This window comes from Ensifer sp. 38_S197 (assembly GCF_056924495.1).
The window spans coordinates 2,116,576-2,142,264 of record NZ_JBXOVZ010000002.1; the positions used below are offsets into that span (position 1 = coordinate 2,116,576).

Annotated in this window: 24 protein-coding genes and 1 pseudogene; 14 read left to right on the forward strand and 11 right to left on the reverse strand. The window is 62.1% G+C overall.

Annotation, left to right across the window (positions count from 1 at the left end; all coding sequences use genetic code 11):
• Positions 1-6: 6 nt before the first annotated feature.
• The 3 genes from AC1Z3V_RS23330 to AC1Z3V_RS23340 all read right to left on the reverse strand — a co-directional run bounded on the left by AC1Z3V_RS23330 (position 7) and on the right by AC1Z3V_RS23340 (position 4,120).
• Positions 7-1,014, reverse strand: coding sequence for a lysophospholipid acyltransferase family protein (locus tag AC1Z3V_RS23330; protein ID WP_483502013.1), 1,008 nt, complete (start codon positions 1,012-1,014; stop codon positions 7-9).
• A complete protein-coding gene (locus tag AC1Z3V_RS23335; protein WP_483502015.1) occupies positions 1,001-2,368 on the reverse strand; it encodes a cytochrome P450 in 1,368 nt (455 codons plus the stop codon). Before AC1Z3V_RS23335 ends, AC1Z3V_RS23330 begins: the two co-directional genes overlap by 14 nt.
• A gap of 558 nt (positions 2,369-2,926) precedes the next feature.
• Entirely contained in the window at positions 2,927-4,120 is a 1,194-nt protein-coding gene (locus tag AC1Z3V_RS23340; RefSeq protein ID WP_483502016.1) for a hypothetical protein, read from the reverse strand.
• A 426-nt stretch (positions 4,121-4,546) separates the two neighbouring features.
• Between AC1Z3V_RS23340 and parC the strand changes: the two genes are divergently transcribed.
• Both parC and AC1Z3V_RS23350 read left to right on the forward strand, forming a co-directional pair.
• Complete coding sequence (parC, locus tag AC1Z3V_RS23345; RefSeq protein WP_483502017.1) at positions 4,547-6,823, forward strand: DNA topoisomerase IV subunit A; 2,277 nt, start codon at positions 4,547-4,549, stop codon at positions 6,821-6,823.
• A gap of 169 nt (positions 6,824-6,992) precedes the next feature.
• Positions 6,993-7,319: pseudogene (locus AC1Z3V_RS23350) on the forward strand (helix-turn-helix domain-containing protein); the annotation flags it as partial.
• A 106-nt stretch (positions 7,320-7,425) separates the two neighbouring features.
• Here AC1Z3V_RS23350 and AC1Z3V_RS23355 read toward each other — a convergent pair.
• The 4 genes from AC1Z3V_RS23355 to hemB form a co-directional block, all read right to left on the reverse strand.
• On the reverse strand, positions 7,426-8,322 hold the full coding sequence (locus AC1Z3V_RS23355) for a DMT family transporter (protein WP_429808588.1): 897 nt from the start codon (positions 8,320-8,322) through the stop codon (positions 7,426-7,428).
• A 3-nt stretch (positions 8,323-8,325) separates the two neighbouring features.
• Positions 8,326-9,114 carry an arginyltransferase gene (locus AC1Z3V_RS23360; protein WP_429808591.1) on the reverse strand — a complete coding sequence of 263 codons (789 nt, stop codon included), beginning with the start codon at positions 9,112-9,114 and terminating at the stop codon, positions 8,326-8,328.
• Between the two features lie 140 nt (positions 9,115-9,254).
• Positions 9,255-9,719 (reverse strand): RDD family protein, encoded by a 465-nt coding sequence (locus AC1Z3V_RS23365; RefSeq protein ID WP_483502020.1) that lies wholly within the window; start codon positions 9,717-9,719, stop codon positions 9,255-9,257.
• Positions 9,720-9,914: 195 nt separating this feature from the next.
• Positions 9,915-10,931 carry a porphobilinogen synthase gene (hemB, locus tag AC1Z3V_RS23370; protein ID WP_483502022.1) on the reverse strand — a complete coding sequence of 339 codons (1,017 nt, stop codon included), beginning with the start codon at positions 10,929-10,931 and terminating at the stop codon, positions 9,915-9,917.
• Between the two features lie 184 nt (positions 10,932-11,115).
• On the opposite strand from hemB, the gene AC1Z3V_RS23375 reads away from it, so the two are divergent.
• The 7 genes from AC1Z3V_RS23375 to AC1Z3V_RS23405 all read left to right on the forward strand — a co-directional run bounded on the left by AC1Z3V_RS23375 (position 11,116) and on the right by AC1Z3V_RS23405 (position 17,723).
• Positions 11,116-11,553, forward strand: a complete 438-nt coding sequence (locus tag AC1Z3V_RS23375) for a DUF6163 family protein (RefSeq protein ID WP_429808941.1) — start codon at positions 11,116-11,118, stop codon at positions 11,551-11,553.
• Between the two features lie 130 nt (positions 11,554-11,683).
• Complete coding sequence (ldtR, locus tag AC1Z3V_RS23380) at positions 11,684-12,196, forward strand: transcriptional regulator LdtR (protein WP_065777474.1); 513 nt, start codon at positions 11,684-11,686, stop codon at positions 12,194-12,196.
• 494 nt (positions 12,197-12,690) lie between these two features.
• Complete coding sequence (locus tag AC1Z3V_RS23385; protein WP_429808599.1) at positions 12,691-14,016, forward strand: L,D-transpeptidase family protein; 1,326 nt, start codon at positions 12,691-12,693, stop codon at positions 14,014-14,016.
• 183 nt (positions 14,017-14,199) lie between these two features.
• The gene (glyA, locus tag AC1Z3V_RS23390; RefSeq protein WP_429808602.1) at positions 14,200-15,495 is read left to right on the forward strand and encodes a serine hydroxymethyltransferase; all 1,296 of its coding nucleotides are present in this window, start codon (positions 14,200-14,202) and stop codon (positions 15,493-15,495) included.
• Positions 15,496-15,505: 10 nt separating this feature from the next.
• Entirely contained in the window at positions 15,506-15,979 is a 474-nt protein-coding gene (gene nrdR / locus AC1Z3V_RS23395; RefSeq protein WP_034803756.1) for a transcriptional regulator NrdR, read from the forward strand.
• A gap of 20 nt (positions 15,980-15,999) precedes the next feature.
• The gene (gene ribD, locus AC1Z3V_RS23400; RefSeq protein WP_483502024.1) at positions 16,000-17,103 is read left to right on the forward strand and encodes a bifunctional diaminohydroxyphosphoribosylaminopyrimidine deaminase/5-amino-6-(5-phosphoribosylamino)uracil reductase RibD; all 1,104 of its coding nucleotides are present in this window, start codon (positions 16,000-16,002) and stop codon (positions 17,101-17,103) included.
• Complete coding sequence (locus AC1Z3V_RS23405) at positions 17,103-17,723, forward strand: riboflavin synthase (protein ID WP_483502025.1); 621 nt, start codon at positions 17,103-17,105, stop codon at positions 17,721-17,723. Before ribD ends, AC1Z3V_RS23405 begins: the two co-directional genes overlap by 1 nt.
• Positions 17,724-17,804: 81 nt before the next feature.
• Here the strand turns inward: AC1Z3V_RS23405 and AC1Z3V_RS23410 are convergent, their stop codons facing one another.
• The 3 genes from AC1Z3V_RS23410 to AC1Z3V_RS23420 all read right to left on the reverse strand — a co-directional run bounded on the left by AC1Z3V_RS23410 (position 17,805) and on the right by AC1Z3V_RS23420 (position 19,510).
• A complete protein-coding gene (locus AC1Z3V_RS23410) occupies positions 17,805-18,155 on the reverse strand; it encodes a hypothetical protein (RefSeq protein ID WP_483502027.1) in 351 nt (116 codons plus the stop codon).
• A gap of 284 nt (positions 18,156-18,439) precedes the next feature.
• The gene (locus AC1Z3V_RS23415; RefSeq protein ID WP_483502029.1) at positions 18,440-18,985 is read right to left on the reverse strand and encodes a GNAT family N-acetyltransferase; all 546 of its coding nucleotides are present in this window, start codon (positions 18,983-18,985) and stop codon (positions 18,440-18,442) included.
• A 24-nt stretch (positions 18,986-19,009) separates the two neighbouring features.
• Positions 19,010-19,510 carry a cupin domain-containing protein gene (locus tag AC1Z3V_RS23420; RefSeq protein WP_483502031.1) on the reverse strand — a complete coding sequence of 167 codons (501 nt, stop codon included), beginning with the start codon at positions 19,508-19,510 and terminating at the stop codon, positions 19,010-19,012.
• A 370-nt stretch (positions 19,511-19,880) separates the two neighbouring features.
• Here AC1Z3V_RS23420 and ribH point away from each other — a divergent pair, with 370 nt between their 5' ends.
• From ribH to AC1Z3V_RS23440, 4 genes are all read left to right on the forward strand, one after another.
• Positions 19,881-20,342, forward strand: a complete 462-nt coding sequence (ribH, locus tag AC1Z3V_RS23425; RefSeq protein ID WP_173516130.1) for a 6,7-dimethyl-8-ribityllumazine synthase — start codon at positions 19,881-19,883, stop codon at positions 20,340-20,342.
• Positions 20,339-20,821: a transcription antitermination factor NusB gene (gene nusB, locus AC1Z3V_RS23430; protein WP_113398386.1), complete on the forward strand. Its 483-nt coding sequence runs from the start codon at positions 20,339-20,341 to the stop codon at positions 20,819-20,821. Before ribH ends, nusB begins: the two co-directional genes overlap by 4 nt.
• 6 nt (positions 20,822-20,827) lie before the next feature.
• Complete coding sequence (locus AC1Z3V_RS23435; RefSeq protein ID WP_429808621.1) at positions 20,828-22,057, forward strand: MFS transporter; 1,230 nt, start codon at positions 20,828-20,830, stop codon at positions 22,055-22,057.
• Positions 22,058-22,251: 194 nt separating this feature from the next.
• Positions 22,252-24,387, forward strand: coding sequence for a sodium-translocating pyrophosphatase (locus tag AC1Z3V_RS23440; protein WP_483502033.1), 2,136 nt, complete (start codon positions 22,252-22,254; stop codon positions 24,385-24,387).
• Between the two features lie 69 nt (positions 24,388-24,456).
• On the opposite strand, the gene AC1Z3V_RS23445 is transcribed toward AC1Z3V_RS23440, so the two are convergent.
• Positions 24,457-24,966, reverse strand: a complete 510-nt coding sequence (locus AC1Z3V_RS23445; RefSeq protein WP_429808626.1) for an outer membrane protein assembly factor BamE — start codon at positions 24,964-24,966, stop codon at positions 24,457-24,459.
• 138 nt (positions 24,967-25,104) lie between these two features.
• Here AC1Z3V_RS23445 and AC1Z3V_RS23450 point away from each other — a divergent pair, with 138 nt between their 5' ends.
• Positions 25,105-25,644: a ubiquinol-cytochrome C chaperone family protein gene (locus AC1Z3V_RS23450; RefSeq protein ID WP_483502035.1), complete on the forward strand. Its 540-nt coding sequence runs from the start codon at positions 25,105-25,107 to the stop codon at positions 25,642-25,644.
• The last annotated feature ends 45 nt before the right edge of the window (positions 25,645-25,689 follow it).

Consider the following 25,689-nt stretch of genomic DNA (forward strand, 5'->3'; position numbering starts at 1 on the left):
GTGCCGTCATTCCGGCCGAAGCGCGTTGTCCAGGAAATACCATTGGTCGAGATGGGCTCGAACGACGGGCTCGATCGCCTCGTTCAGAAGCAGCATATCGTCCAGGAGGCGCGCGTTGGCGGGATCTGAGGCCGGAAGTCGTGTGGGCTCCAGCGCCCGGCATTCGAAGCGAAAGCCGTCAGTACGCAGGCCGTACCAGGGGCAGATCGTGGCACCTGTCATGCGTGCCAGGCGAATGGCAAGCGCGAGATTGCCTTCCTGATGCGGTTTGCGGTCGAAGAACGGTCCGCGGATCATGCCGCCAAAACCTTCGTCACAGAACATGCTGACAACGCCACCGCTCTTCAGGACCTTGAGCGCCGGCCGAATTCCCTCGGCGCCCGGCGGAAGAAACTGCAGTCCGGCCTTGCTGCGCACGCGTTCGGCGATCCATGCCTTGGCACGGCTTTTCGGGGGAACATAGAAGGCGTGGGGCTGGAGGCCGAGATTGCGGAACGCGATCGTCCCGACCTCCCAATTGCCGAGATGAAGCCCGACGAGGATGATTGGGCCGTCTTTCGCCGCGTTGCGGATCGGCGCGAGACCCTCGGTCAGCAACCTATCGTGATATCTCTGCAATCTGTTGATGACGGAAAACTCCGTCATCAGGCGCCCCTGGGCCCGACAGTTTTCGAGAAACAAGGCTTCCTGTTCCGCGGGGCTCAGGTCCGGACGCAGATGTTTGATCGTATCGCGGGCGCGCTGAGCGGCGACCTTGTGAAAGCGCGGCACCGCGAACAGGCCAAGCGCGGCCCCCAGGCGCGAGCATGCATCCATCGGCAACAGTTTCATGCCGAAATGGGCGGCAAGGTTGGCGAGATTCGAGAGATTGTCGCTGATCCAGTAGCGCCGAAAGGCTCGCGCGCGTTCGCCCCCCGCCAGCGCGTCAGCAAGACGCGGCGGGTGCTCTTCAGCGAAGATCCAGGCTTTCCGCTTGGCGATAGGTCCCTTGAAGCCAGGATTATCCGGCGCCATGCGACGTGCCTTCTCGCCTATGTAGGGTGACCGGCAGCCCGCCCTTCGGCCTCAGGGTCAGCCGGCAGATCGGCTCGACCGCGTGGCGTTCGCGCAGGCGAACCCGGTAGCGCTGAGCGATGATGGCCAGGCACAGGATCGCTTCCGTCAGGCCGAAATGCAGGCCCGGGCAGACGCGCGGGCCGCTTGCGAAGGGAATGAAGCTGTAGGGCGTCGGGCGGCGGCCCTCGGTGAACCGCTCCGGATGGAAATGGTGCGGGTCTTCGAAGAGGCTTGCGGTGCGGTGGAGGAGCCATGGCACGATCAGGACCAGCGAGCCCGGCTCGGCAGCGACGTCGCCGATCATGTCCGCCTCGCGCGTCTGTCGCGCCAGGATCGGAACCGGCGGGTAGAGACGAAGTGTTTCCTCGATGACGGCCCGGCACCATTCGAGCTGCGGCACATCGTCGATCGTCGGCATTCGGTCGCCGCAGACCCTGGCGATCTCGTCGTGGACGGCCTTCTCGATCCAGCCCGCCTTGGAAAGCAGATACCAGGTCCAGGTAAGCGTGGCCGCCGTCGTCTCATGGCCGGCCATGAAGATGGTCGCGGCCTCGTTGCGCAAGGCGACGAGGTCGAGCTTCAGCTCCGGATTTCGCTGTTGCCGCCGGATGAGCAGTTCGACCATGGAATTGTGGTCACCGCGCCCGGCAAGATGATCCTCCACCACCTTGTCGATGGTCCCGTGGATACGCTTGACCGAGCGACGCAGGCTCGGGGTGCGCAGGACGGGAAGCCCGTCGTCAAAGCCGAGGAAATAGCCGATGTTGATGGAATCGACCAACGACTGGTAACTGGTGAAGCCCTCGGTAACGGCGGCCGCACTGTCATCACCGAGCTGGTTGCCGAAGACGCTGCGCGCGATGATCTCGGCGGTCAGGCCCGCCATTTCGTGGAGCGCATTGACCTCGGCCCCATCGGGCATCCGGTTCCAGCGCTCGACCAGTTCGCTGGTCGTCTTCTCCATGACAGGGCCGAAGGACGGAACCCTCTTCGCGTGGACGATGTCCGCCACCAATGGCCGGCGTTGCTTCCAGGTGTCGCCGTCGGAAATGAACAACCCGTCCCCGAGCAGGAATTCGAGCGCCCGGCGCATCTGCGGGCTCTTGCGCTCGAAGTTCTCGTGTCGTTTGACGACCACCTGCCGGATCAAGTCGGGTGAGTTGACGACGATGACCTGCCGGCCGAGAATCCGGATCTGCGAGACCTTTTCGGTATAATCGCCGGCGCGCCAGATCGACAGGAAATCCGTTCGCGCCTGGAGCAGGAGGCGAAGCGGCTTACCCGGCGGGCCCGAATAGTAATCGGCGCGCACGGGGGCGAATTTCCCGTCCGCCAATTCTTCTCTAAAATTTACAGTCTGCTGGAGCCAGGCGAGCATTTACGTCCGATCTGCCGTAAAGTGAAGATTATATTCAGGCGTATACTTGTATTTCTTACGTAAAGTCCGGGATGACCCTGCTAAGCCTTAGATGTACTCAAGTTCGTCAGAAGTCGGATTTTCAGTCGCGTGAGTGTGGCATGCCCGATTTTGATGAAAAACGCCATCGCCCGACCGCGGATTTTTCTTGATGCCATGAATAGCCTGCTGGGAGAGTGACGATCGCTGCAACCGATGCGCGCTCCGCCAAGAAGTACGGGTGTCAGCCGAAAGCATGTCCGCAAGTAGAAGCGAGCCTTGATCTGTGCGCAGCCAATGGGTGTGAAATACAAACCTGCTTCGGGGAAGCCGGATTGGAAGTCTCGCGGATCGTGCGACAAAATCAGGGGACCGATGCGGCCACTCAAGTTTGCGCGCCCGTACGGGCGCGCAAACGCTTATCGTAACGTCGCTTGTTTCGGGCTCGGCTGAGGCCGGGAACAGGTGCGAGGGTCAGTCGTTCGCGGTCACCTTGACGCCGAGCACCGACGGAATGGTGTTCGGTGCGCCCATGGCGGCGCCCATGATCATCGGGAACGGAACCGGCTTTTCCGGTGCCGCGCTGATCGTCAGGCTCTTCGGGCCATCGAGATAGGCGTTCACGGCGGCGGATACCTGGTTCTGCAGTTCCGGCACATTGAGCTGTGCCATCATGATCGGCACCAGGCCCTTCAGCGACTGAGCCATCTGCTCGCCGGAAACGCCTTGCTGCGAACCGGCATAGTCGAGCGCCTTCTTGGTGATCGAGGCGTCATCGAAGCGGATTTCGGCGCTGTTGAATGTCAGCTGCTGCATCAGGCCCATCATCGCGAGGCCCATGGCCTGGTTGGCCTCTTCCTTGTTCGGGTTGGCCTCGGCCGCCTTCATCGCCTCCTGCATCGACTTGACGAAGGCGAGCGTGTAGCCCGAGATGTCGAAGGCGAAGTTCAGCCGGCCGACATTCTTGAAGTCGAAGGAATATTCTTCCAGGGCGACATTGCCGCTCTCGATCTCCCACCTACCCTTCATCGTCAGGGCGCCGTCAAGCGTGGTCAGGCCGAGCTTTTCGATTGCGTCCTTCGTCTTGGCGTCCTCGACGGACGAAAGGTCCGCCTTGATGCCGGACGCCGTCGCGTCGAAGTCGAAGCCGGCGTCGTTTTCCTGGCGCGCCAGGTTGGCTTCGGTGCTCTCCAGCGAGAAGACTTCCTTGCCCTTCGCATTCACCGTGATCGGGCCGGTGCTGGCGCTTTCGTAGAGGAGAATATCGTTGATGGTGCCGCCGTTCGCGTTGGCGGGGATCGTCAGGCCCGAAAGCAGGATGTCCTTGACCGACAGGCTGCCCTCGTCCTGGCTTAGATTGACGTCGGGGAAGGATACGGTTTCTGCGTAGTATCCGCCGCCTTCGGTTTCTTCGACACCTTCGAAGGTCAACTCACCGATCTTCAGCGCGTCGCCCGGATGGCTGGCGACCTTCAGTTGCACGCCGGACACCGTTACCTTGTCGCCGTCGACTTCGGCCTTGTCGTAGGTAAGGGATGTTCCGTTCGCGTTCGTCGCCGCGTCGAGCTTCTTCATCAGATCCGCGCCATCGAGCGCGAAGGCCGGACCGGCGAGCGTGAGGAGCGCGGCGCTCGCCATCATCAGGCGGATCTTGCGCGTGTGCATCATTGTCGAGTTCCTTCGTAAAATCTTTGATTGTCTAGCTGTTTCGAAGATGAGGCGTGGCTAATCTGGTTTGTTTCCGCCGAGGGCGTCAACTGGGAGCGAACGGCAACATCCGGTGGATGTCGGCGGCCAGTTCGTGTCTTGCAATCCCCCTCACAATTCGTCCAAATCAACTGCAGCCGAAGCTATTACGAAACAGGGCGAAATTATATTCGCTTGGTCGAACCGCACATGTTCCCGGTCGGGCATGCTTTCCGGGATGTTACCAAGCGCTCGCCTCCGACGCATAGCCGTCCGACCGTTGCACGAACATTGCGCCGGAGCAAGCGGATCGCTTCGACCGCCAACAGTTGGCCCGCAAGGGGGTTCTCCACAATCGCATCCCCTGAAAACCTTGCTGTTCCGGGTTTGTTGCGTTAGCAAGGACCTATGGGACAAAGCCTTACTCCCCCGTCAGGCGGGGACGACAATATTCAGCCGGTTGACCTCAAGGCGGCGTTGGAAGAGCGTTATCTTGCCTATGCCTTGTCGACCATTATGCACCGCGCGCTTCCGGACGTCCGCGACGGATTGAAGCCCGTGCATCGCCGCATCGTGCATGCGATGAGCGAAATGGGCCTCAGGCCCAACTCGTCGTTCAAGAAATGCGCCCGTATCGTCGGCGACGTCATGGGTAAGTTCCACCCGCATGGCGACGCATCGATCTATGACGCGCTGGTGCGCCTGTCCCAGGAATTTGCGATCCGTTATCCGCTGGTGGACGGCCAGGGCAACTTCGGCAATATCGACGGCGATAACGCCGCGGCGATGCGATACACCGAAGCGAAGATGACGGACGTCTGCTCGCTCCTGCTCGAAGGGATCGACCAGGACGCGGTGGATTTCCGCCCCACCTACAACGAGGAGGACCAGGAGCCGACCGTGCTTCCCGGGGCCTTCCCGAATCTGCTGGCAAACGGCGCCACCGGCATTGCGGTCGGCATGGCCACCTCGATCCCGCCGCACAACGCACACGAACTGTGCGACGCGGCGCTGCACCTCATCCGCCATCCGGACGCGAGTGTCGAGGATCTGCTTTACGATCCGGCCAATCCACAGAAGGGCGGCATTGAAGGCCCCGATTTCCCGACCGGCGGCGTGATCGTCGAGAGTCGCGAAAGCATGGCCGAGTCCTATCGCACGGGCCGTGGCGGTTTCCGCGTTCGCGCTCGCTGGGTGCAGGAGGATCTCGGCCGTGGCGGCTACCAGATCGTCGTCACCGAGATCCCCTATCAGGTTCAGAAGTCGCGCCTGATCGAAAAGATCGCCGAGCTTCTGGTCGCCCGCAAGCTGCCCCTGCTCGAAGACATCCGCGATGAATCCGCGGAAGACGTCCGCATCGTTCTCGTGCCGAAGAGCCGCTCGGTCGATGCCGGCATTCTGATGGAGTCGCTCTTCAAGCTGACCGAGCTGGAGAGCCGCATCTCGCTCAACATGAACGTGCTGTCCATGGGGCGCGTGCCGAAGGTCATGGCGCTCAACGAGGTGCTCTCGGAATGGCTGGCGCACCGTCGCGAGGTGTTGCAGCGCCGCTCCCGCCACCGCCTGTCGGCCATTGATCGCCGGCTGGAAATCCTCGGTGGCTATCTCGTCGCCTATCTGAACATCGACGAAGTCATTCGCATCATCCGCGAAGAAGACGAGCCGAAGCCGGTCATGATGGAGCGCTTCTCGCTCACCGATCTGCAGGCCGAGTCGATCCTCAACATGCGCCTTCGCTCCTTGCGCCGGCTCGAAGAGTTCGAGATCCGCACCGAATTCGACGCGCTTTCGAAGGAGAAGGCCGAGATCGAAGCACTGCTCGCCTCGGAGGAGAAGCAGTGGCAGACCGTCGCCTGGGAGATTGGCGAGGTCAAAAAGAAGTTTGCCAAGGCCACCGAGATCGGCAAGCGTCGCAGCACCTTCGCCGATGCACCGGAGGCTGACGTCGAAGCGATCCAGCAGGCGATGATCGAGAAGGAACCGATCACCGTCGTCATCTCGGAAAAGGGCTGGATCCGGGCGCTGAAGGGACACATCACCGACACGTCCTCGCTTCAGTTCAAGGAGGGCGATGCGCTCAAGGTGGCGTTCCCGGCGCAGACGACCGACAAGATCCTCGTCTTCACGACGGGCGGCAAGGTCTACACGCTCGGCGGCGACAAGCTGCCTGGCGGTCGCGGCCATGGCGAGCCGCTGCGCATCATCGTCGACATGGAGAACGACCAGGACGTGCTGACCGCCTTCGTCCACGATCCGGCGCGCAAGCTCATTGTCTCGTCGGCTGCCGGCAACGGTTTTGTCGTGACGGAAAGCGACATCGTCGCCAACACCCGCAAGGGCAAGCAGGTGATGAACGTCTCGATGCCGGACGAAACCAAGCTGGTCGTGCCGGTCAAGGGAGACCATGTTGCCGTCGTCGGCGAGAACCGCAAGATGCTTGTTTTCCCGCTCGTCCAAATCCCTGAAATGGCGCGCGGCAAGGGCGTCCGGCTGCAGCGCTACAAGGATGGCGGCATCTCCGACATCCGCTGCTTCACGATCGCCGAGGGGCTCGTCTGGGAAGACAGCGCCGGCCGTGTCTTTACCAAGACGAAGGATGAGCTGATCGAGTGGCAGGGCGATCGCGCATCGGCCGGCCGCGTCGTTCCGAAGGGCTTCCCGCGCAGCGGAAAGTTTAGCGGCTGACCAGCAATTGCTGGCCGTGCGGCCGACGAGCCGCATGGCCGGTGTCCCGTTCCGGGGCACTGAATTTGTACATTAAGGTATTGGAAATACAGTTGAAACCGAGCGAGATGCGGCGCTTGTAAGTGCCGCACGTATCGTGGATCACTGCCCATCCAACAGGATGGTGCCAATGCCGAACGCCAACACGCTCGACGATATTCTCCTGGCGCTCGCCAGCCCGGTTCGCCGGCGGATCTTCGAGATCCTCTTTGCCGGCGAGGCGCGTGTCACCGACATCGCCTCGGCCGTTGCGGTGCGAGGCGAAGAACTGGAGAAGCACATCGCACTCCTTGAGGCAGCGGGTCTCGTCACGCGCCTGCGGCGTCGCGAAGGCGAATCGCTAAGCGGGAATCCGGCGCCTTTGAGCGAGGCGGCCACCTGGATCAACACCAATCGTGAGCTGTGGGCGATGCGCGTGCAGATGCCTGAAACCCGACTGGCATCCGCCGCGCCGGAACCGGTGCCGGAACGAACCCCGATTCGTGATCGCCGTGGCGAATCCGACCAGAAGCCGCGCCGCCCGCGGCCGACCGGTCCTCGCCGCGATCATTGATCCGATATCGTTACTCGGCGCAGGTCACTGCGGCTCTCAGCGCTCGGCTGCGCATCTGCCAGAGCGAATGACCAATGAGCGCCAAAATCAGGATCGCGCCGCCCAGCAAGGTCTGCGTTGTCGGGGTTTCGGCAAAGACCAGCCAGACCCAGATCGGCGCCAGGATCGTTTCGAGCAGGTAGAACATGCCCACTTCCGGCGCGGAGAGGTAACGCGGTCCCGTCGCCAGGCAGAAGAAGGCGAGCGGGATCATCACGAGGCCGTTGAAGAAGATGTAACTAGGCTCTGCGATCGAGAAGCCCGAAGGCGGCAGCATCAGCAGAGCGACCGCTGCCGGAAAGATCGCCGTCACCAACGGTACCAGCGCCATGTCGCGCTTGCTCGCGCGGCTGATCGTGATGGCACTGGCGAGGAGAAAGGCAGAGGATGCGGCCATCGCATCGCCGAAGAGATGGCCGCTTTCCAATCCGTCCTGGACGATCAATCCGACGCCGAACACCATGACCAGCATCGTCACCAATGTGGCGTTCGATGGCCGTTCCTTCAGGAAGATCCAGGACAAAATGGCGGCAAACATCGAGGTGAAGGCGAGGATGAAGACCACATTCGCCGTCGAGGTGTTGAAGACGGCGAGCAGGAAGGTGCAGGAATTGATGCCGTAGAACAGCCCGACGGCAAGCCCGGTCTTGCCTGGTAACAGGGAGAGCTTGCGGCCGAACACGCGGTTGATCACGAACCAGGCGCCGAGCGCGACGACGAACGTCGACAGGCTGCGCACGGCAAGCAGCGACCAGACGTCGCCACCGGCGGAGCGGATGAGCGGGATGTCGAAGGAGAGCGCGAGACCGCCGAGACCGGTTATGGCAAGGCCGCGCCGGTGCATCGCGGCATCAGAAGATGAACTCAATTTCTAACCCGTTTTCGTAGGTGCGGCTTCCACTGTGGTGTCTCCGCCTTCATAGCGTTCCCAGCCACGGGCCATAAGGTGTTCTTGCGGCAAAAACTTTGTCTTATAGCCCATCTTCCGCGATCCCTTGACCCAATAGCCAAGATAGACATGGGGCAATCCGCGCTCTCTGGCGCGGCGAATGTGGTCGAGAATCATAAACGTGCCGAGCGAGCGGTCTTCTCGATCGGGATCGAAGAAGGAATAGACCATCGAAAGCCCGTCGCCCATGCGATCTGTCAGCGCTGCCGCGATCAGCGGTCCGCGCGCTTTCTCGCTAATGCCATCGCCTTCGACCCTAAGGCGATACTCGATGATCTTCGTGTGCACATGCGTGTCCTCGACCATCATCGCGTAGTCGAGCACCGACATGTCAGACATGCCGCCCTTCTGGTGTCTGCGGTCGAGATACCGACGGAAAAGATTGTACTGTTCGCTCGACGGCTCGGCCGGATACTCCGCCGATGTCACGTCCTGATTGGCGGCAAGCACCCGGCGCATGGAGCGGCTGGGCTTGAACTCGTTGGCAAGAATGCGCACCGAGATACAGGCGCGACAGGTCTCGCAGGCCGGGCGGTAGGCGATGTTCTGCGAGCGGCGGAAGCCGCCCTGTGTCAGAAGATCGTTGAGTTCAGGCGCGCGCTCGCCCACCATGTGGGTGAAGACTTTTCGCTCCATCTCGTTCGGCAGGTAAGGGCAGGCTGCCGGCGCAGTGAGGTAGAATTGCGGAGACGGTGCGGTCTGTGTGTTCATCGAGTGCGGAGGTTACTCTTCACGCGGTTGCTCATGACAGTAGCATGGCGGAAGAATGGAAAACGTCAACTCACTCGTTTGCAGCTTCCGCCTTTGCCGGCCAGTTATTTTAGCATTGCCGACAATGGGCGCGCTTCCGGTCAGTACATGTCACGGCGGACCATGACGGTACCGATCAGCAGGTCGTGCAGCAGGCGGCTGCGATCGGTAAAGAGGCCGATCAGCAGGATCAGCGGCGTCAGCAGAGCGTTGGCGATCCAGAAGATGACGAGGTGGACGATGGCGGTCAGGAAATCCATCGGACGTCCATCGGTGCGGGCGACCGCCAATCCCATCATCCGCATGCCGGGGGAGGCCTGCTCCCGCCCGCCGACCGTCAGGCCGAAATAAAGCACGGCGACGATGGCAAAGAGCGCCGGGTAAAGCATGAAGCCGAGGCCGAGCGTGAGGATGCCCAGGAAGAAGACGACGACCGCCGCCGGGATCCACAAAAGGGCGATGATGGCGTAATCCAGCAGGAACGCGAATATGCGCCGGGAGAGCACGCCCTGATAGGCGCGCCAGTCATTGCTCGGCAGCCTCAGTTCTTCGTTGTGCATGGTCATCCGTTTAAGCCTCGCTTGGGTGCATGCAGAATATGGGACGGTGACGCCGGCAAAACAAGGATCGCAGGCTCCTGCCTATTCCTTAGGTCGGAAACGACATCCGGACAAAATATCCGGCAACTCAAAATGCTGCGGCGACCCCCCTGTCTGAAAAGACGCTCGGCGCCGCAGAGCCTCGGGCCCAAGAACCCGGGCCTAACGGCCCTTGGCGAGGATGCGAGCGACCTCGACGGCGAAATAGCTGAGGATGCCGTCACAGCCGGCGCGCTTGAAGGCGAGCAGCGTTTCCAGCATTACCTTCTCGCCGTCGATCCAGCCATTGGCGGCGGCGGCTTTTATCTGCGAATATTCGCCAGACACCTGGTAGGCGAAGACCGGCAGGCCGAAGGCCTCCTTCATCCGCCAGCAGATGTCGAGATAGGGGAGACCCGGCTTCACCATCAGCATGTCGGCGCCTTCCTCGACGTCGAGGGCGGCGTCGCGGATGGCTTCGGTGCCGTTTGCCGGATCGATGTAATAGGTCTTCTTGTCGCCCTTGAGCAGGCCGCCGGTGCCGATCGCTTCGCGATAGGGACCGTAGAAGCCGGAGGCGAACTTCGTCGCATAGGACATGATGCCGACATTCTGGTGCCCGGCGGCGTCAAGCGCCTGGCGGATCGCGCCGATCCGGCCATCCATCATATCGGAGGGGGCGATGATGTCGGAGCCGGCATCCGCCTGGGCGACCGCCGCTCTGGAGATCATCTCGACGGTTTCATCGTTGACGATCTCGCCGTTGCGCAGGATGCCGTCGTGCCCGTGGCTGGTGAAGGGATCGAGCGCGACGTCGGTGATGACGCCGATCTCGGGCACCGCCTTCTTGAACGCGCGCGTCGCCTCGTTGATCAGGTTGTCGGCAGCCAGGCTGTTGGAGCCGGTCTCGTCGCGCAGCCGCATGTCGATGTTGGGGAAGGTGGCGATCGCCGGAATGCCGAGGTCGGCTGCCTCCTTGACGGCTTCCACCGCCTTGTCGACGCTCATGCGGTTGACGCCGGGCATTGCGTCGATCGGCTGGACGATGTTGCTGCCCGGCACGATGAAGATCGGCCAGATCAGATCGTCGACGGTCAGGCGGCTTTCCTGCACCAGCCGCCGCGTCCAGTCGGCCTTGCGGTTGCGGCGCATGCGGCGGTGCCCGGTGATCCTGTCCACAAGATTTGTCCTGTCGTTCATAGCGCCGCGCCTTTCCGGTCAAAATCGTCGTTAGCCAAGCGCTTTATCATGGGGCGGCGGCAATTGGGAACCGCGCGTCAGGCGAACAGGCTGCGGCATTTCTTCTCTTCAGATGACGGCGGCAGGGGAGGGCGCGCAGCGATCCCGCTGGCGGAGGAGCAAGAGCCGCCCTATCTTGCCGACCATGCTTCATGATTCTGCCCATGTGCCGAAACCATCGCTCACCGAGATCCTCTTCGGTGTCTTCCTGCGTCTGGTCGCTGCCTCGTGCATCTGGTTCGCACTCAACTACTGGGCCATGCTGATCGGCTTTTCCCATGGCGGCGCCGGTCGCTTCGATCTCCTGTCTCCCGAATGGCGTGCGGCCGCCACGGCGCTCGCCGTCGTCTATCCCGTTGCGGCGCTCGGCCTCTGGCTGCTGGTCTCCTGGGGGCCCGTGGTCTGGGTGGTCGCCGCGGCGATCGAGATCGCCATGTACGAGTTCTATCCGACCAGTTTCGGCGCCCGTCCGCTGCTGCTCGTGCTGCATGCGGCGGTTGCCGTGACCTTCGTTCTTTTCCGGGCGGCGCTCTTCTATCAGCGTTGGCGGCAGGCCAAGCAGGTAAGAGTTGATTCACCCTGAGACAGGCTCGTCAAATGGCAAGCTCTTGTTAAGGCTGCGGTTTAAGTAGAATTTTAGACGTATTCGATAGGGTCTCACTCAAGGCGGGAAGACAAACAGACACCGCCAAACAAAACAGTGAGGCAGTCAAATGAACACCAAGATGAAGCCGCAGGCGGCTCAGCCCCGAGACCCTCAGGAAGAAACCATCCGTGGTCTCTACATGGAATCCCTTCACCTCGTCGAGCGCCTGCATCGCCGTCTGCTCGACGTCATCAAGGACGAGTTCGACCGCGAAGGTCGCAGCGACGTCAACGCCGTCCAGGCCCTGTTGCTCTTCAACATCGGCAATTCGGAACTGACCGCCGGCGAACTTCGCTCCCGCGGCTACTACCTCGGCTCGAACGTCTCCTACAACGTCAAGAAGCTCGTCGACCTTGGCCTGATCAACCACCAGCGCTCCCGCGTCGATCGTCGCTCGGTCCGCATCAGCCTGACGGAAGATGGCCAGGACATCGCCGAAACCGTCGCCAAGCTTTATGAGCGCCACATCGGCTCGATCCAGAAGGTCGGCGGTATCGGTTCGGACGAGTTCACCCAGATGAACAAGTTGCTGCAGCGCCTGGATCGCTTCTGGAACGACTCGATCATGTACCGTCTCTGATCCAGACAAAACCTCCAGTTCAAGGGTCGGGCGCAATCCCTGCGTGTCCGACCTTTGCCATTTGTCGGCTTGGCGCCCTGTTGCCCAAAAGCCGCACCCTTCGGCCCGTCAATCCTGCGTTTGGCCGGCTTTCCAGGGGGAAAATATTAGAAAATCAAAATGTTGTTGTCTGCAGCCTACCTGCGGGCCTCTCCATTGCGGTGAAAAGCAAATGGCGTGCCACGTCGTCGTTCAGCCTCGCCGAGACACGAATTGGCCATATTGCTGTGACAGCGACGACGACATGCGGTAGGTGCGGCCACGTGGTTTCTTCAAGCGTGGATTCATTTCGCGTTTCGCCTGCCGGATGAGGGTTCTCACTCGCGGTATCGTGAAAACTTGTGAGGGCAGGGTGGCTCGTTGGTTGACCTTTGTTAACCACGATCGTGTTAGGGCTCCGGCAACATGCGTGCCAGCGCATAGGGCGCGTGCCAACGCATTGGGATGGTAGGAATATGTCGAAAAAGAATGGAATTGATGCATTCTCGCGCCGCGCCTTTCTGCGCTCGGCGGCAACCTTCGGTGCTGTGGCGGTCGCTGGCGCGGCAAGCGCACAGGATGCCCTGAACGAGATCATCAATTCGCCGCGCCGCGGTTCCTGGGATGACCAGTATGACGCGAAGGCCGCGCGGGCCGCGACCGCCGTCGTTTCCAACAATCCGATCTTCGGCATCGATACGCTTGCCAACACGCAGAACGCCATTGCGCAGTATCAACAGATCGTCTCCGCCGGCGGCTGGCCGCAGGTCAATTCGGCAGTTCGCTTGCAGATGGGCGTCTCCGATCCGGCCGTGCAGGCTCTGCGCCAGCGTCTGATGATTTCCGGTGACCTTCCACAGTCTGCCGGGATTTCCAGCGCATTCGACTCCTACGTCGATGGCGCGGTCAAGCGCTTCCAGGCCCGCCACGGACTGCCGGCGGACGGCGTGCTCGGCGAATATTCCATCAAGGCGATGAACATCTCCGCGGATGTCCGGCTTGGGCAACTGAACACGAATATCGTGCGGCTACAGTCCATGTCCGGAGATCTCGGCAGCCGCTATGTCCTCGTCAACATTCCCGCGGCCTACATCGAGGCGGTCGAAAATGGCCGCGTTGCAACGCGCCACACGGCCGTCGTCGGCCGTATCAGCCGCCCGACGCACATCATCAACTCGAATATCTATGAGGTCATCCTCAATCCCTATTGGACCGCGCCGCGTTCGATCGTCGAAAAGGACATCGTTCCGCTGATGCGCAAGGATCCGGAATATCTGGAGAAGAATGCGATCCGCCTCATCGACGGCAGCGGCAACGAGGTCTCCCCTGAGACAATCGACTGGAATGCCGAAAAGGCACCGAACCTGACGTTCCGCCAGGATCCCGGCAAGACCAATGCCATGGCCTCGACGAAGATCAATTTCCATAATGAAAACAACGAGTACATGCACGACACGCCGCAGCAGGGCCTGTTCAACAAGCTGGCGCGCTTCGAATCGTCCGGTTGCGTGCGGGTTCAGAACGTGCGCGACCTGACGACGTGGCTTCTGCGCGACACGCCCGGCTGGTCGCGCCAGCAGATCGAGGCGACGATCCGTTCGGGCCAGAATTCGCCGATCAAGCTGGCGGTCGAGGTTCCGGTCTATTTCAAGTACATCACCGCCTGGGCAGCGATGGACGGCATCGTCCAGTTCCGCGACGACATCTACGAAATGGACGGCGAACAGCAGCTGGCATTGCAGACGACGACCGGCATCGAACAATCGGCCGGCTCGATCGAGCAGGATAATCTGCCGCAATAAGCAAAGTCGGGCATTTTCCGATTGAAGCCGCGCGAGCCTTGCCCGCGCGGCTTTTTCGTGCACGGAGCCCCGCGGTATTTCGGCGCGGCAGATGGGGGAAATGACGCAAACCGCACAGCAGATATTGCTCTCGCCGTGCGAGGAAGCTAAAGAACTGCCACCCTTGAGAGGAGCCTCGCGCCGATGCCTGAACAGACCAATGACGCCTTCTTCACCCGCTCTCTGGCCGACAGCGATCCGGATATCTTCGGTGCGATCGAGAAGGAGCTGGGTCGTCAGCGCCACGAGATCGAACTGATCGCCTCCGAGAACATCGTTTCCCGCGCCGTGCTCGAAGCCCAGGGCTCGATCATGACCAACAAATATGCCGAGGGCTATCCGGGCAAGCGCTATTACGGCGGCTGCCAGTTCGTCGATATCGCCGAGGAACTGGCGATCGAGCGCGCCAAGAAACTCTTCGGCGTCAACTTCGCGAACGTTCAGCCGAACTCCGGTTCGCAGATGAACCAGGCCGTGTTCCTGGCGCTCCTGCAGCCGGGCGATACCTTCATGGGCCTCGACCTCAATTCGGGCGGCCACCTGACGCACGGTTCGCCGGTCAACATGTCCGGCAAGTGGTTCAACGTCGTCTCCTACGGCGTGCGTGAAGACGATCACCTGCTCGACATGGACGACGTCGCCGAGAAGGCACGCAAGCACAAGCCGAAGCTGATCATCGCCGGCGGCACGGCCTATTCGCGTATCTGGGACTGGAAGCGCTTCCGCGAGATCGCCGATGAGATCGGCGCCTGGCTGATGGTCGACATGGCGCATATCGCCGGTCTCGTTGCCGGTGGCCAGCACCCGTCGCCGTTCCCGCATTGCCACGTCGCCACCACGACCACGCATAAGTCGCTGCGCGGCCCGCGTGGCGGCATGGTTCTGACCAACGACGAAGACATCGCCAAGAAGATCAACTCGGCCGTCTTCCCGGGTCTCCAGGGTGGCCCGCTGATGCACGTCATCGCCGCCAAGGCGGTCGCGCTCGGCGAGGCTCTGCACCCCTCGTTCAAGGACTATGCGGCCCAGATCGTCAAGAACGCCCGGACGCTCGCCGAAACGCTCAAGGCCAATGGCCTCGACATCGTTTCCGGCGGCACCGACAACCACCTGATGCTCGTCGATCTGCGCAAGAAGAATGCGACCGGTAAGCGTGCAGAAGCCGCGCTCGGCCGTGCCTTCATCACCTGCAACAAGAACGGCATCCCGTTCGATCCCGAGAAGCCGTTCGTCACCTCGGGCGTCCGTCTCGGCACGCCGGCTGGCACGACCCGCGGCTTCAAGGAAGCCGAGTTCAAGGAAATCGGCGAGCTGATCGTCGAGGTCCTCGATGGCCTGAAGGTCGCCAACTCCGACGAGGGCAATGCCGCCGTCGAAGCGGGCGTTCGCGACAAGGTCGTCAAGCTGACCGACCGTTTCCCGATGTACGGCTACATGTGATCGGTCGCCCATGCGCTGCCCCTACTGCGGTTCTGAAGACAGCCAGGTGAAGGATTCCCGTCCGGCAGAGGACGGGAACGCCATTCGCCGTCGCCGGATTTGTCCGGATTGCGGAGGTCGCTTCACGACCTTCGAGCGGGTGCAGTTGCGTGAACTGATGATCATCAAGAAGACCGGTCGGAAGGTACCTTTCGACCGGGACAAGCTCCTGCGGTCTTTCGAGATCGCGCTGAGGAAGCGTCCGGTCGATCGCGACCGCATCGAGCGGGCGGTCTCCGGCATCGTGCGGCGTCTCGAAAGCTCGGGCGAGACGGAGATTCCCTCCGAAGAAATCGGTTTGCAGGTGCTCGAGGCCCTCAAGAGCCTCGATGACGTTGCCTTCGTGCGTTACGCTTCGGTCTATCGCGATTTCTCGCATGCCGAGGATTTCGAGAAGGTCATCACTGAGATCAGCGCCAAGATCGCGCGCGATCCCGGCGAATAGAACACACGCTGGATAGAGCCATGGCAGCGACCAACCGTGAAGACGAGAGGTTCATGGCCGCGGCGCTGAGGCTGGCCCGCCATCATCTCGGACAGACATCCACAAATCCTTCCGTCGCCTGCCTGATCGTCAAGGACGGCGTCATCGTCGGGCGCGCCGTGACGGCGCGAAGCGGCCGTCCGCATGCCGAAACCCAGGCGCTTGCCGAAGCCGGTGAGGGGGCGAGGGGAGCGACGGCCTACGTGACGCTGGAGCCCTGCTCGCACCACGGCAAGACGCCGCCTTGCGCGGACGCGCTCATCGCATCAGGCGTTGCCCGCGTGGTGATCTCGATCCTCGATCCGGACGAGCGCGTCGCCGGGCGCGGCGTCGTGCGCCTGCGCGATGCCGGCCTCACCGTCGATATCGGCGTTCTCGCGGAAGAGGGGCAGCGGGCGCTCGAAGCCTATCTCATGCGCCAGGTCAGCCGCCGCCCCTATGTGACTCTCAAGCTTGCCGTTTCGGTCGACGGCATGATTGGCCGCAAAGGGGAGGGGCAGGTTCGCATCACCGGTCCCATCTCCCGCGGGCAGGTGCAGATGCTGAGAGCCGAGACGGATGCGATCCTGGTCGGGATCGGCACGGCGACGGCTGATGACCCCGAATTGACCGTGCGGATGCCAGGGCTCGAAAATCGCTCGCCGCTGCGCATCGTCCTCGACCGTCGGCTCGACCTCCCGCTTGCTTCGAAACTGGCGCGAACGGCGCGAAATGTCCCGGTGATCGTGGTCTCCAGTGATGGATCCGGCGATACGGATGCTGACGACGGCAGGGCCGCACGCAAGGCGGCCCTGGAAGCGGCGGGCGTCGAGGTGCTCGAAGCCGGTTCGATTGCCGACCTGCTAGCGGCGCTCGCTTCCCGCGGCCTCTCCTCCCTGATGGTCGAAGGCGGAGCCGTCGCGGCGCGCGCCTTTCTCGATGCGGATCTCGTCGACGGTATTCAGCTTTACACCGGCCCCGGGGCGATTGGCGAAAACGGCATCGCATCCCCATTTGACCGTAAGTCCGTGCCGAGAGGCTTCCGACGCGTCGCCGAGGCACGGTATGGCGACGACCTGTTCGAGGAATACGAAAGAGAGAACTGATGTTCACAGGCATTGTTACCGATATCGGCACCGTCGATGCCGTCACCCAGCTCAAGGAAGGCATCAAGCTGCGTGTTGCCACGAGCTATGATCCGAAGACCATCGACATGGGCGCCTCCATTGCCCATTCCGGCGTGTGCCTGACGGTGACCGCCCTGCCTGAAGCCGGCAGCAACGAGCGCTGGTTCGAGGTCGAGGCCTGGGAAGAAGCGTTGCGGCTGACGACGATTGCAGGCTGGACGAAGGGCACGCGGATCAACCTCGAGCGGTCGCTGAAGATCGGCGACGAGCTCGGCGGCCACCTGGTCTCCGGCCATGTCGACGACAAGGCGGAAATCCTGTCGGTGGAACCGGAAGGTGACGCGGTGCGCTTTCGGCTGCGGGCACCCGAACATCTGGCAAAATTCGTAGCGCCGAAGGGCTCCGTCGCGCTCGACGGAACGTCGCTGACGGTCAACAAGGTCGATGGCGCCGAATTCGACGTGCTGCTTATCCGTCATTCGCTGGAGGTCACCACCTGGGGCGAGCGCAAGGCCGGTGATTTTGTGAACTTCGAGGTCGACACCATGGCGCGATATGCGGCGCGCCTGGCCGAGTTCCCGGCACCCAAGCCGGCATGAGCGAAGTTTGACGAAAATGTCCGTTACAACCGTACCGCCCCCAATTGGGGGCGGTGGCGTTTCAGGAGGGCAATTTAAGGCTTAGCGCACATAGAAGGTCAGACTGCCATCGGCCGCCCGTTCGGCGCCGGCGATGTTGTTCATCTCGACGTTCTGGCCCTTCAGCTTGGTTGCCAGCGGTTTGTTGGCGCGGACTGCGGCGTGCAGGGCCGAAACTTGCTTCGGCGTCGCTTCGTTGATCCAGGTCCGCGTCTGGCTCGTTGCCTTGAGCGTGTCGATATCGACGACAGTGAAGTGGTTGCCCTTGAAGTGGCGTACCGTCTGGTCGATATGCGCCGGCCAGTTCATCGCAGCGCCTGCCGCGTAGGAGATGCCCCCGAAGGGAAGGGCGGAGAGAGCAGCGATGACGGAAAGCTTGGCAATGCGGTTCATGGTCATGCTCCTTGGTTGCCTGCGGCATCGCGAGCGCCGGCCTCCCGCCCGATCGCGGGACCGTTACGGGTGTCCGGGGCCGATCACCATCTCGTGCCGCAGCGGCCAGCAGGCGTCGTTTACGGGTTGCGTAACCCGCAGTGGGACGTGCTGGACTGTTTCGACTAATTGGGACGACGTTTCCTCGGCTTGGGGCGGGGGCGCGTCGTGCCAACGCCTGGAAAACTGTGCCGGAATCTGGCCGTTTCCATGGCGCAAAAGGTGGGAAAACAATTAAAAATTGTTCATGTTTCAGCGTTCGCACGCGTCTGCTGGCGCTCGAACATGATCACGTGATTGCCGTGATAGGTCGTTCGCCAGAACTCCTGGAAGCCGTGCTTTTCCGCGACACGGATCGAGGCGTGGTTTCCGATATCGATGATGCAGGTTTTCCGAAGTCTCGGAAATTGCTGATCGGCCCATTTGAGCGCGGCACTGACGGCTTCCGTCGCCAGGCCCCGGCCATGGGCTCTGGGCGACAGCGCCCATCCGGTTTCCATCGTTCCCTCGAGTGACGGCGTGATCGCGCGGTGCACGTCGTGAAACCCGGCCTCGCCAAGAAACGTCCCCGTCTGCCGATCCTGGATGGCGAAGAAGCCGAAGCCGAAATAGTGCCACATGCCGACCTGGCGCAGGAAACGGGTCCAGGATTGTTCGCGCGTGAACGGTACCCCACCGACATAGCGGATCACCTCGGCATCGCCGAACAGGGCAACGTAGGAAGGGAAATCGTCACGGCGATAGGGGCGCAGGATGAGGCGATCTGTCTCGATGATAGGCACGCTATGCATGTTCGATCCTATGCTGTGGTGAACTCAAGCGCCGGGCTCGCCGTCCCAATAGTCGACGCTGCTTTCCGCGCGGCCGATGAAACGGAAGCGCCGTTCGCCGTCGGGGCCGCGCGTCTTGGCGAGAAGCTTGCCGGAATCGGGATACTCGCAAATCTCGGTTGCTGCCATGGTCGAGATCGACAGGTATTTGAGCGGAGCCGTGCCGGTGTTGATCAGGTGATGCGCCGTTTCTGGCCCGCCCGCCGGCGCGCCCAGGATATCGCCCGGGCCCACCGAATGGCGTTCGCTGCCGAAGCGGTAGGTGCCTTCGCCTTCGAGGATGATGAAAAGCTCTTCCTCGACGTGGTGATTGTGGAAGGGACAACCGGACTTGCCCGGCGGCACTTCGCCGTAGCCGATGCCGAGATTCCTAAGGCCGAGCAGCGCGCCGAAGGAGGCGTCGCGTGATTCGAACCGCTCGCCTCTCGTCCAATGATCGAGGTCGAGGGTCTTCGGGTTGACGACCGGTTTTCGAGTTTCCGTCATGTCTTCCTCCCTGGCGCCGTGCATTTCGCAAGAAGCATCGACGGTGCTTCCCTATCCGTGTCCCGCGATCGCGGGATCGTCAACAGGGAAGCGTTGAAAATTGATAAACGTCACGTTGATTGTGTCTCCGTATTGCAATCCTATGACGGTAGCTGCAGCGGAGCGCATGCGGATCATATTGGACCGCGCGTTTGCCATGTTGCCTTCTTCAGCGCTTCGCCAACGTCCTTCGGGGCAGCTATTCTGGCGCCGTTCGGCGCGGCAAAAGGCCTTCCGCGGCGGAATTTGCTTGCCATTCGGCGCCGGGCATGGTTTGACCGCCGCCTCAGTCGGTCGCATCCGGCGACGAACTCTCAAAGACAGGTGATCCATGGCAGAGACCACGGCAGCCCACATCCTGATTGTGGAAGCGCGCTTCTATGACGATATGGCCGATGCATTGCTCGACGGCGCCAAGCATGCGCTGGACGCAGCCGGGGCCACCTATGATATCGTGACGGTTCCGGGCGCGCTCGAAATCCCGGCTGCGATCGCCATGGCGCTTGACGGTGCCGACGAGGGCGGCACGGAATATGACGGCTTCGTCGCACTCGGCATGGTCATTCGCGGCGAGACCTATCATTTCGATATCGTCGCGAACGAATCTTCGCGGGCCATCATGGATCTCGCCGTGAGCGAAAGCCTCGCTATTGGCAATGGTATCCTGACGGTCGAGAATGACGACCAGGCTTGGGCACGTGCCCGCCGGTCGGAAGGTGACAAGGGTGGCTTCGCCGCGCGCGCGGCGCTCACCATGATTGAATTGAAGAAGAAACTGGGCACGGAAAAGTGACGAAGACACCCTCGGATCAGCCGCTGAAGCAGGTCAACCAGCGCGGTGCAGCGCGCCTTGCCGCCGTGCAGGCGCTCTATCAGATGGACATTGGCGGTACCGGCGTGCTCGAAGTGGTTGCCGAGTACGAAGCCCATCGCCTCGGCCAGGACGTCGACGGCGATACCTATCTGAAGGCGGACGCGTCCTGGTTCCGCTCGATCGTCGCCGGCGTCGTGCGCGACCAGCGCAAGCTCGATCCGTTGATCGGTTCGGCGCTTCAGGACGACTGGGCGCTGTCGCGGCTCGATTCTACCGTACGCGCCATCCTGCGCGCCGGCACCTTCGAGATGCTGGAGCGCAAGGACGTGCCCGTTCCGGTGATCGTCACCGAATATGTCGAGATCGCCAAGGCCTTCTTCGAGGATGACGAGCCGAAGCTGGTCAACGCCGTTCTCGACCGCATTGCCAAGCAGGTCCGCAGCGAGTTCAGGAAGTAAAGAGTTATGGTTGCGGTTGCTGCGGATGACATGGGGACCACCCTTCGCGAAGCGCGCCGCAATGTTTTTCACCTGACCGCAGCCCAGGCTATCATGGGTGTCGTCGGGCCGATCTGCTTCTCCATCGGCGGCGTTGCCGGCTATCAGTTGCTGGCGGATGACAAGTCTCTCGCCACCGCGCCACTTACCGCCTTTAACGTCGGCATGGCGCTCGGCGTCGTGCTGGTCGCGATGCTATCGCGCGTGATCGGCCGCCGTTTTGCCTTCATGACCGGGACCGGGATCGCAGCCGCAGGTGCGGCGCTCGCCGCAATCGCGCTCTTCCGTGAAAGCTTCTGGCTCTTTGCCTTCGCCCTTGCCATGCTCGGCTCGTCGAACGGCTTCACCCAGAAGCTGCGCTTTGCTGCGGCCGATGCTTCCCCGTCGTTCTACAAGCCCAAGGCGATCTCGCTGATCCTTGGCGGTGGCATTGTTTCAGCGGTACTCGGCCCGCAGATCGTCATCTTTGCCGGCAATCTGTTCGCGCCCGTTGCCTTTGCCGGCGCATTCGTTGTGCTGCTGCCGATCAGCCTGCTTGCGGCATTCTTCTTCGCACCGCTGCGGCTGCCCGAACCGAGTGCGATGGTGAGAGATCACCACGACCGGGCCGTGCGTCCTCTCGGCGCGATCGTGCGCAGCCAGCGCTTCGCCACCGGCATGGTCTGCGGCATCTCCAGCTATGCGCTGATGACCTTCATGATGACCGGTGCGCCGGTCGAGATGGTCGTGGGCTGCGGCTTTTCGACGGAACTTGCGACGCTCGGCATCCAGTGGCACGTGCTGGCGATGTTCGCCCCGAGCTTCTTCACCGGCTGGCTGATCAGCCGCTTCGGCGCCGAGCGTATCGTCGGCTGCGGCCTGCTGTTGTTGATGGCCTGCGCCACGGTTGCGCATATGGGCATCGAGCTCTGGAACTTCTGGGGCGCCCTGGTGCTGCTCGGCCTCGGCTGGAACTTCGGCTTCATCGGTTCGACGGCGATCGTCGCGAGCAGCTACCGCCCGCAGGAGGCCGACAAGGTCCAGGCCTTCCACGACATCATCCTGTTCAGCACCGTGGCGCTGTCGTCCTTTGCCTCGGGCAAGGTCCTGTCCGCCTATGGATGGGACATGCTGAACGCGGTCGTCTGGCCGGTCACCATTGTCTGCCTCGTGCTTCTGTTGCTGTTGAAGCGCGCTCCCCGGAACGCCGCCGCCTAGCTCCTTCCCCCGACAATCGAAGTCGCCGGAGCGCCTTGTCACTGGCGTTTTCCGGGGCTTGACGATCTCCCGTTGCAACCGCACTCTGGCCGCGCCGTGACAGGTGCTGCTTGAGGAGGTGGCGCGTGATTCGCGGTTTTGAGGGGCCCGTGGCCGGGAGTGAGTCTGCGGGTTGTAACGGAGGGTAATGCGAAATGACCATTTTGTTGGGCGTTATCGCATGCGGGTTGCTCGCGGTGGCTTATGCCATCTGGGCAACACAGTCGGTGCTGGCCGCCGACCAGGGGAACGCCCGCATGCAAGAAATCGCAGGCTACATTCGTGAAGGGGCGCAGGCCTATCTCACGCGTCAGTACAAGACCATTGCCATCGTCGGCGTCGTCGTTTTCATCGCCGCTTGGGTTCTTCTTTCCCCCGCCGCCGCGTTCGGCTTCCTGATTGGTGCAATCCTTTCGGGCGCTGCGGGCTTCATCGGCATGCATGTTTCGGTTCGGGCGAACGTCCGCACTGCCCAGGCGGCTTCCGTCAGCCTTGCCTCCGGCCTCGACATCGCTTTCAAGTCCGGCGCGATTACCGGCCTTCTCGTAGCGGGCCTGGCGCTCCTCGGCGTCTCCGTCTACTACGTCGTCCTCACGGTCGGCCTCGGGCATGAGCCCGCTTCGCGCGAAGTCATCGACGCGCTGGTCGCGCTCGGCTTCGGCGCTTCGCTGATCTCCATCTTCGCCCGTCTCGGCGGAGGCATCTTCACCAAGGGTGCCGACGTCGGCGGCGACCTCGTCGGCAAGGTGGAAGCCGGCATCCCCGAGGATGATCCGCGCAATCCGGCGACGATTGCCGACAACGTCGGCGACAATGTCGGCGATTGCGCCGGCATGGCGGCCGACCTCTTCGAGACCTATGCCGTCTCGGTCGTCGCAACCATGGTGCTCGCGGCGATCTTCTTCGCCGGCACGCCGGTGCTCGCGACCGTCATGGTCTATCCGCTGGCGATCTGCGCGGCCTGCATCATCACATCGATCGTCGGCACTTTCTTCGTGAAGCTCGGTGCCAACAACTCGATCATGGGCGCGCTCTACAAGGGCCTGATCGTTACCGGCGTGTTGTCGATCTTCGGTCTCGGCGCCGCCACGTCGTTTACGATCGGATGGGGCTCGATCGGCACCGTCGCAGGCAGGGATGTCACCGGCTGGAACCTGTTCTTCTGCGGCATCCTCGGCCTGGTCGTGACGGCCCTGATCGTTGTCATCACCGAATACTATACCGGCACCAACAAGCGACCGGTGAACTCGATCGCCCAGGCTTCTGTGACCGGCCACGGCACCAACGTGATCCAGGGCCTCGCCGTTTCGCTGGAATCGACGGCTTTGCCGGCGATCGTCATCGTCGGCGGCATCATTGCCACCTACCAGCTCGCCGGTCTCTTCGGCACGGGCATCGCCGTCACCGCCATGCTCGGCCTTGCCGGCATGATCGTGGCGCTTGATGCGTTCGGGCCGGTGACCGACAACGCCGGCGGCATCGCGGAAATGTCACACCTGCCGCCGGAAGTGCGTAAATCGACGGACGCGCTCGACGCCGTCGGTAACACCACCAAGGCCGTCACCAAGGGCTACGCGATCGGTTCGGCCGGTCTCGGCGCGCTGGTGCTGTTCGCCGCCTATTCGAACGACCTCAGCTACTTCGCCGCCAACGGCGACAAGTACCCGTACTTCGCCGATGTCGGACAGATCTCCTTCGATCTCTCCAACCCCTACGTCGTGGCCGGATTGATCTTCGGCGGCCTCATCCCCTACCTCTTCGGCGGTATCGCGATGACGGCCGTCGGCCGTGCGGCCGGGTCCATCGTCGAGGAGGTTCGCCGGCAGTTCCGCGAAAAACCCGGCATCATGGAAGGCAAGGAACGGCCGGACTATGGCCGCGCCGTCGATCTTCTCACCAAGGCGGCAATCCGCGAAATGGTTGTTCCCTCGCTGCTGCCGGTGCTTGCACCTGTCGTCGTCTACTTTGGCGTGCTGCTTCTGTCGGGCTCGAAGGCCTCGGCCTTCGCTGCCCTTGGCGCATCGCTTCTCGGCGTCATCGTCAATGGCCTCTTCGTGGCGATCTCGATGACCTCGGGCGGCGGCGCCTGGGACAATGCCAAGAAGAGCTTCGAGGATGGTTTCGTCGACAAGAACGGCGAACGTCATCTAAAGGGATCGGATGCGCACAAGGCATCCGTCACCGGCGACACAGTGGGCGACCCCTACAAGGATACCGCCGGCCCGGCGGTGAACCCGGCGATCAAGATCACCAACATCGTGGCGCTGCTGCTGTTGGCGATCCTCGCCTGATCGAACCGCTGAAACGAAAAAGGCCCGCGGAACGAGGTTCCGCGGGCCTTTTGCTTTGTGATGGGTCAACTATTTGCTGCCGAAGTCCTTGAACAGGCTCTTTGCGGCAGCCTGTCCGGCGCCCGGTCCGCTGAGAAGCTGGCCGAGGAAGCTCGTTTCCTTGCCGCCGGTCGGCGTCGTGCGTGACAGCATGTCGAAGACCTTGCCGTCTTTCAAAGTATAATGCGCAAGCTGGCTGACAGTGCCTTCCTTGTCGAAGTAGACCGCAAGGATCGACTGGTCGATCAACTTGGGCTTCATGAAGGCGACGGGACGCTTGCGGGTCTGCGAAATGTAGTAGAACACTTCGTTGTCGAAGGTCGCGGTGGTCGAGGGCGTGCCGAGCGACAGCAGCACCTGTTCGCGGCTGGAGCCAACCGGAACGAGATTTAGCGTTTCCTGGTCGACCACGTAACCCTGATGAAGGACTTCACCGACATTGGCGGACTGGCAGGCTGAAAGGGTGAGACCGGCGATGGTAGCTACGACCGCCACGCGGCCGAGGGTTTTAAAGTTCTTTCTCAAATACCGCTTCGTCAACGACAGCTCCCCTTGGAGAAACGATGGCAGATCCGCCATTGCAATTCGTGCCTGCTTCGGTAAACCAGCTTCGGCTGTCATGCAACAACGGGATGGGCGCTTGCGCGCATTTCGAGAAAGCCAAGCCCGAGCTTTGTGATGATTTTTGGACTGTTCAAAAGAAAAAGCGGCAATACGGCGATTGTCGAACGGCAGTATGCGCTGCTGACGTCGGCCGCACGCCAACCCTATCTCTATACCGACCTCGATGTGCCGGACACGGTCATGGGGCGTTTCGAGATGCTGTCGGCAATGCTGATCCTTTACTTCCGCCGCACACGCGCCTCCGCAAGGCCCGGGCAGGAAATCGCCCAGGAGATCATCGACGCTTTCTTCGAGGACGTCGATCACTCGATCCGCGAGCTTGGAGTGGGCGATGCCGGCGTTCCGAAGAAGATGAAGAGGCTGGCCGGCATGTATTATGGTCGCCTCGAATCCTATGCGGCTGCGCTGGAGGCAAAGGACAGGGCCGCCCTTGCGGCGGCGTTGAAGCGCAACTTCCACCCGGAAGGGGGCGATGCCGCGCCCGCGATGGAGGCGCTTGCAGCCTATCTGCTAACCGTGGAGGCACAACTCGCCGACGTCGGCGAAGAGGTCGTCGAGACCGGTCAGTTGCAGATTCCGTCCGCTGGAGCTTAATAGAGCGGTCATTAAGAGATAACAGCGTCGCAAACCCGAATACGG

Excerpts from the sequence above, each read along its gene's own strand:
- AC1Z3V_RS23435 (WP_429808621.1), top strand. The coding sequence starts at position 20,828 with ATGGTTGCGGTTGCTGCGGATGACATGGGGACCACCCTTCGCGAAGCG.
- AC1Z3V_RS23385 (WP_429808599.1), top strand. The coding sequence starts at position 12,691 with ATGTCGAAAAAGAATGGAATTGATGCATTCTCGCGCCGCGCCTTTCTG.
- AC1Z3V_RS23340 (WP_483502016.1), bottom strand. The coding sequence starts at position 4,120 with ATGATGCACACGCGCAAGATCCGCCTGATGATGGCGAGCGCCGCGCTC.
- ribH (WP_173516130.1), top strand. The coding sequence starts at position 19,881 with ATGGCAGAGACCACGGCAGCCCACATCCTGATTGTGGAAGCGCGCTTC.
- glyA (WP_429808602.1), top strand. The coding sequence starts at position 14,200 with ATGCCTGAACAGACCAATGACGCCTTCTTCACCCGCTCTCTGGCCGAC.
- AC1Z3V_RS23420 (WP_483502031.1), bottom strand. The coding sequence starts at position 19,510 with ATGACGGAAACTCGAAAACCGGTCGTCAACCCGAAGACCCTCGACCTC.
- AC1Z3V_RS23440 (WP_483502033.1), top strand. The coding sequence starts at position 22,252 with ATGACCATTTTGTTGGGCGTTATCGCATGCGGGTTGCTCGCGGTGGCT.
- AC1Z3V_RS23330 (WP_483502013.1), bottom strand. The coding sequence starts at position 1,014 with ATGGCGCCGGATAATCCTGGCTTCAAGGGACCTATCGCCAAGCGGAAA.
- AC1Z3V_RS23415 (WP_483502029.1), bottom strand. The coding sequence starts at position 18,985 with ATGCATAGCGTGCCTATCATCGAGACAGATCGCCTCATCCTGCGCCCC.
- AC1Z3V_RS23410 (WP_483502027.1), bottom strand. The coding sequence starts at position 18,155 with ATGAACCGCATTGCCAAGCTTTCCGTCATCGCTGCTCTCTCCGCCCTT.
- parC (WP_483502017.1), top strand. The coding sequence starts at position 4,547 with ATGGGACAAAGCCTTACTCCCCCGTCAGGCGGGGACGACAATATTCAG.
- AC1Z3V_RS23365 (WP_483502020.1), bottom strand. The coding sequence starts at position 9,719 with ATGACCATGCACAACGAAGAACTGAGGCTGCCGAGCAATGACTGGCGC.
- AC1Z3V_RS23405 (WP_483502025.1), top strand. The coding sequence starts at position 17,103 with ATGTTCACAGGCATTGTTACCGATATCGGCACCGTCGATGCCGTCACC.
- AC1Z3V_RS23375 (WP_429808941.1), top strand. The coding sequence starts at position 11,116 with ATGCTTCATGATTCTGCCCATGTGCCGAAACCATCGCTCACCGAGATC.
- ribD (WP_483502024.1), top strand. The coding sequence starts at position 16,000 with ATGGCAGCGACCAACCGTGAAGACGAGAGGTTCATGGCCGCGGCGCTG.
- AC1Z3V_RS23360 (WP_429808591.1), bottom strand. The coding sequence starts at position 9,114 with ATGAACACACAGACCGCACCGTCTCCGCAATTCTACCTCACTGCGCCG.
- ldtR (WP_065777474.1), top strand. The coding sequence starts at position 11,684 with ATGAACACCAAGATGAAGCCGCAGGCGGCTCAGCCCCGAGACCCTCAG.
- nrdR (WP_034803756.1), top strand. The coding sequence starts at position 15,506 with ATGCGCTGCCCCTACTGCGGTTCTGAAGACAGCCAGGTGAAGGATTCC.
- hemB (WP_483502022.1), bottom strand. The coding sequence starts at position 10,931 with ATGAACGACAGGACAAATCTTGTGGACAGGATCACCGGGCACCGCCGC.
- AC1Z3V_RS23450 (WP_483502035.1), top strand. The coding sequence starts at position 25,105 with ATGATTTTTGGACTGTTCAAAAGAAAAAGCGGCAATACGGCGATTGTC.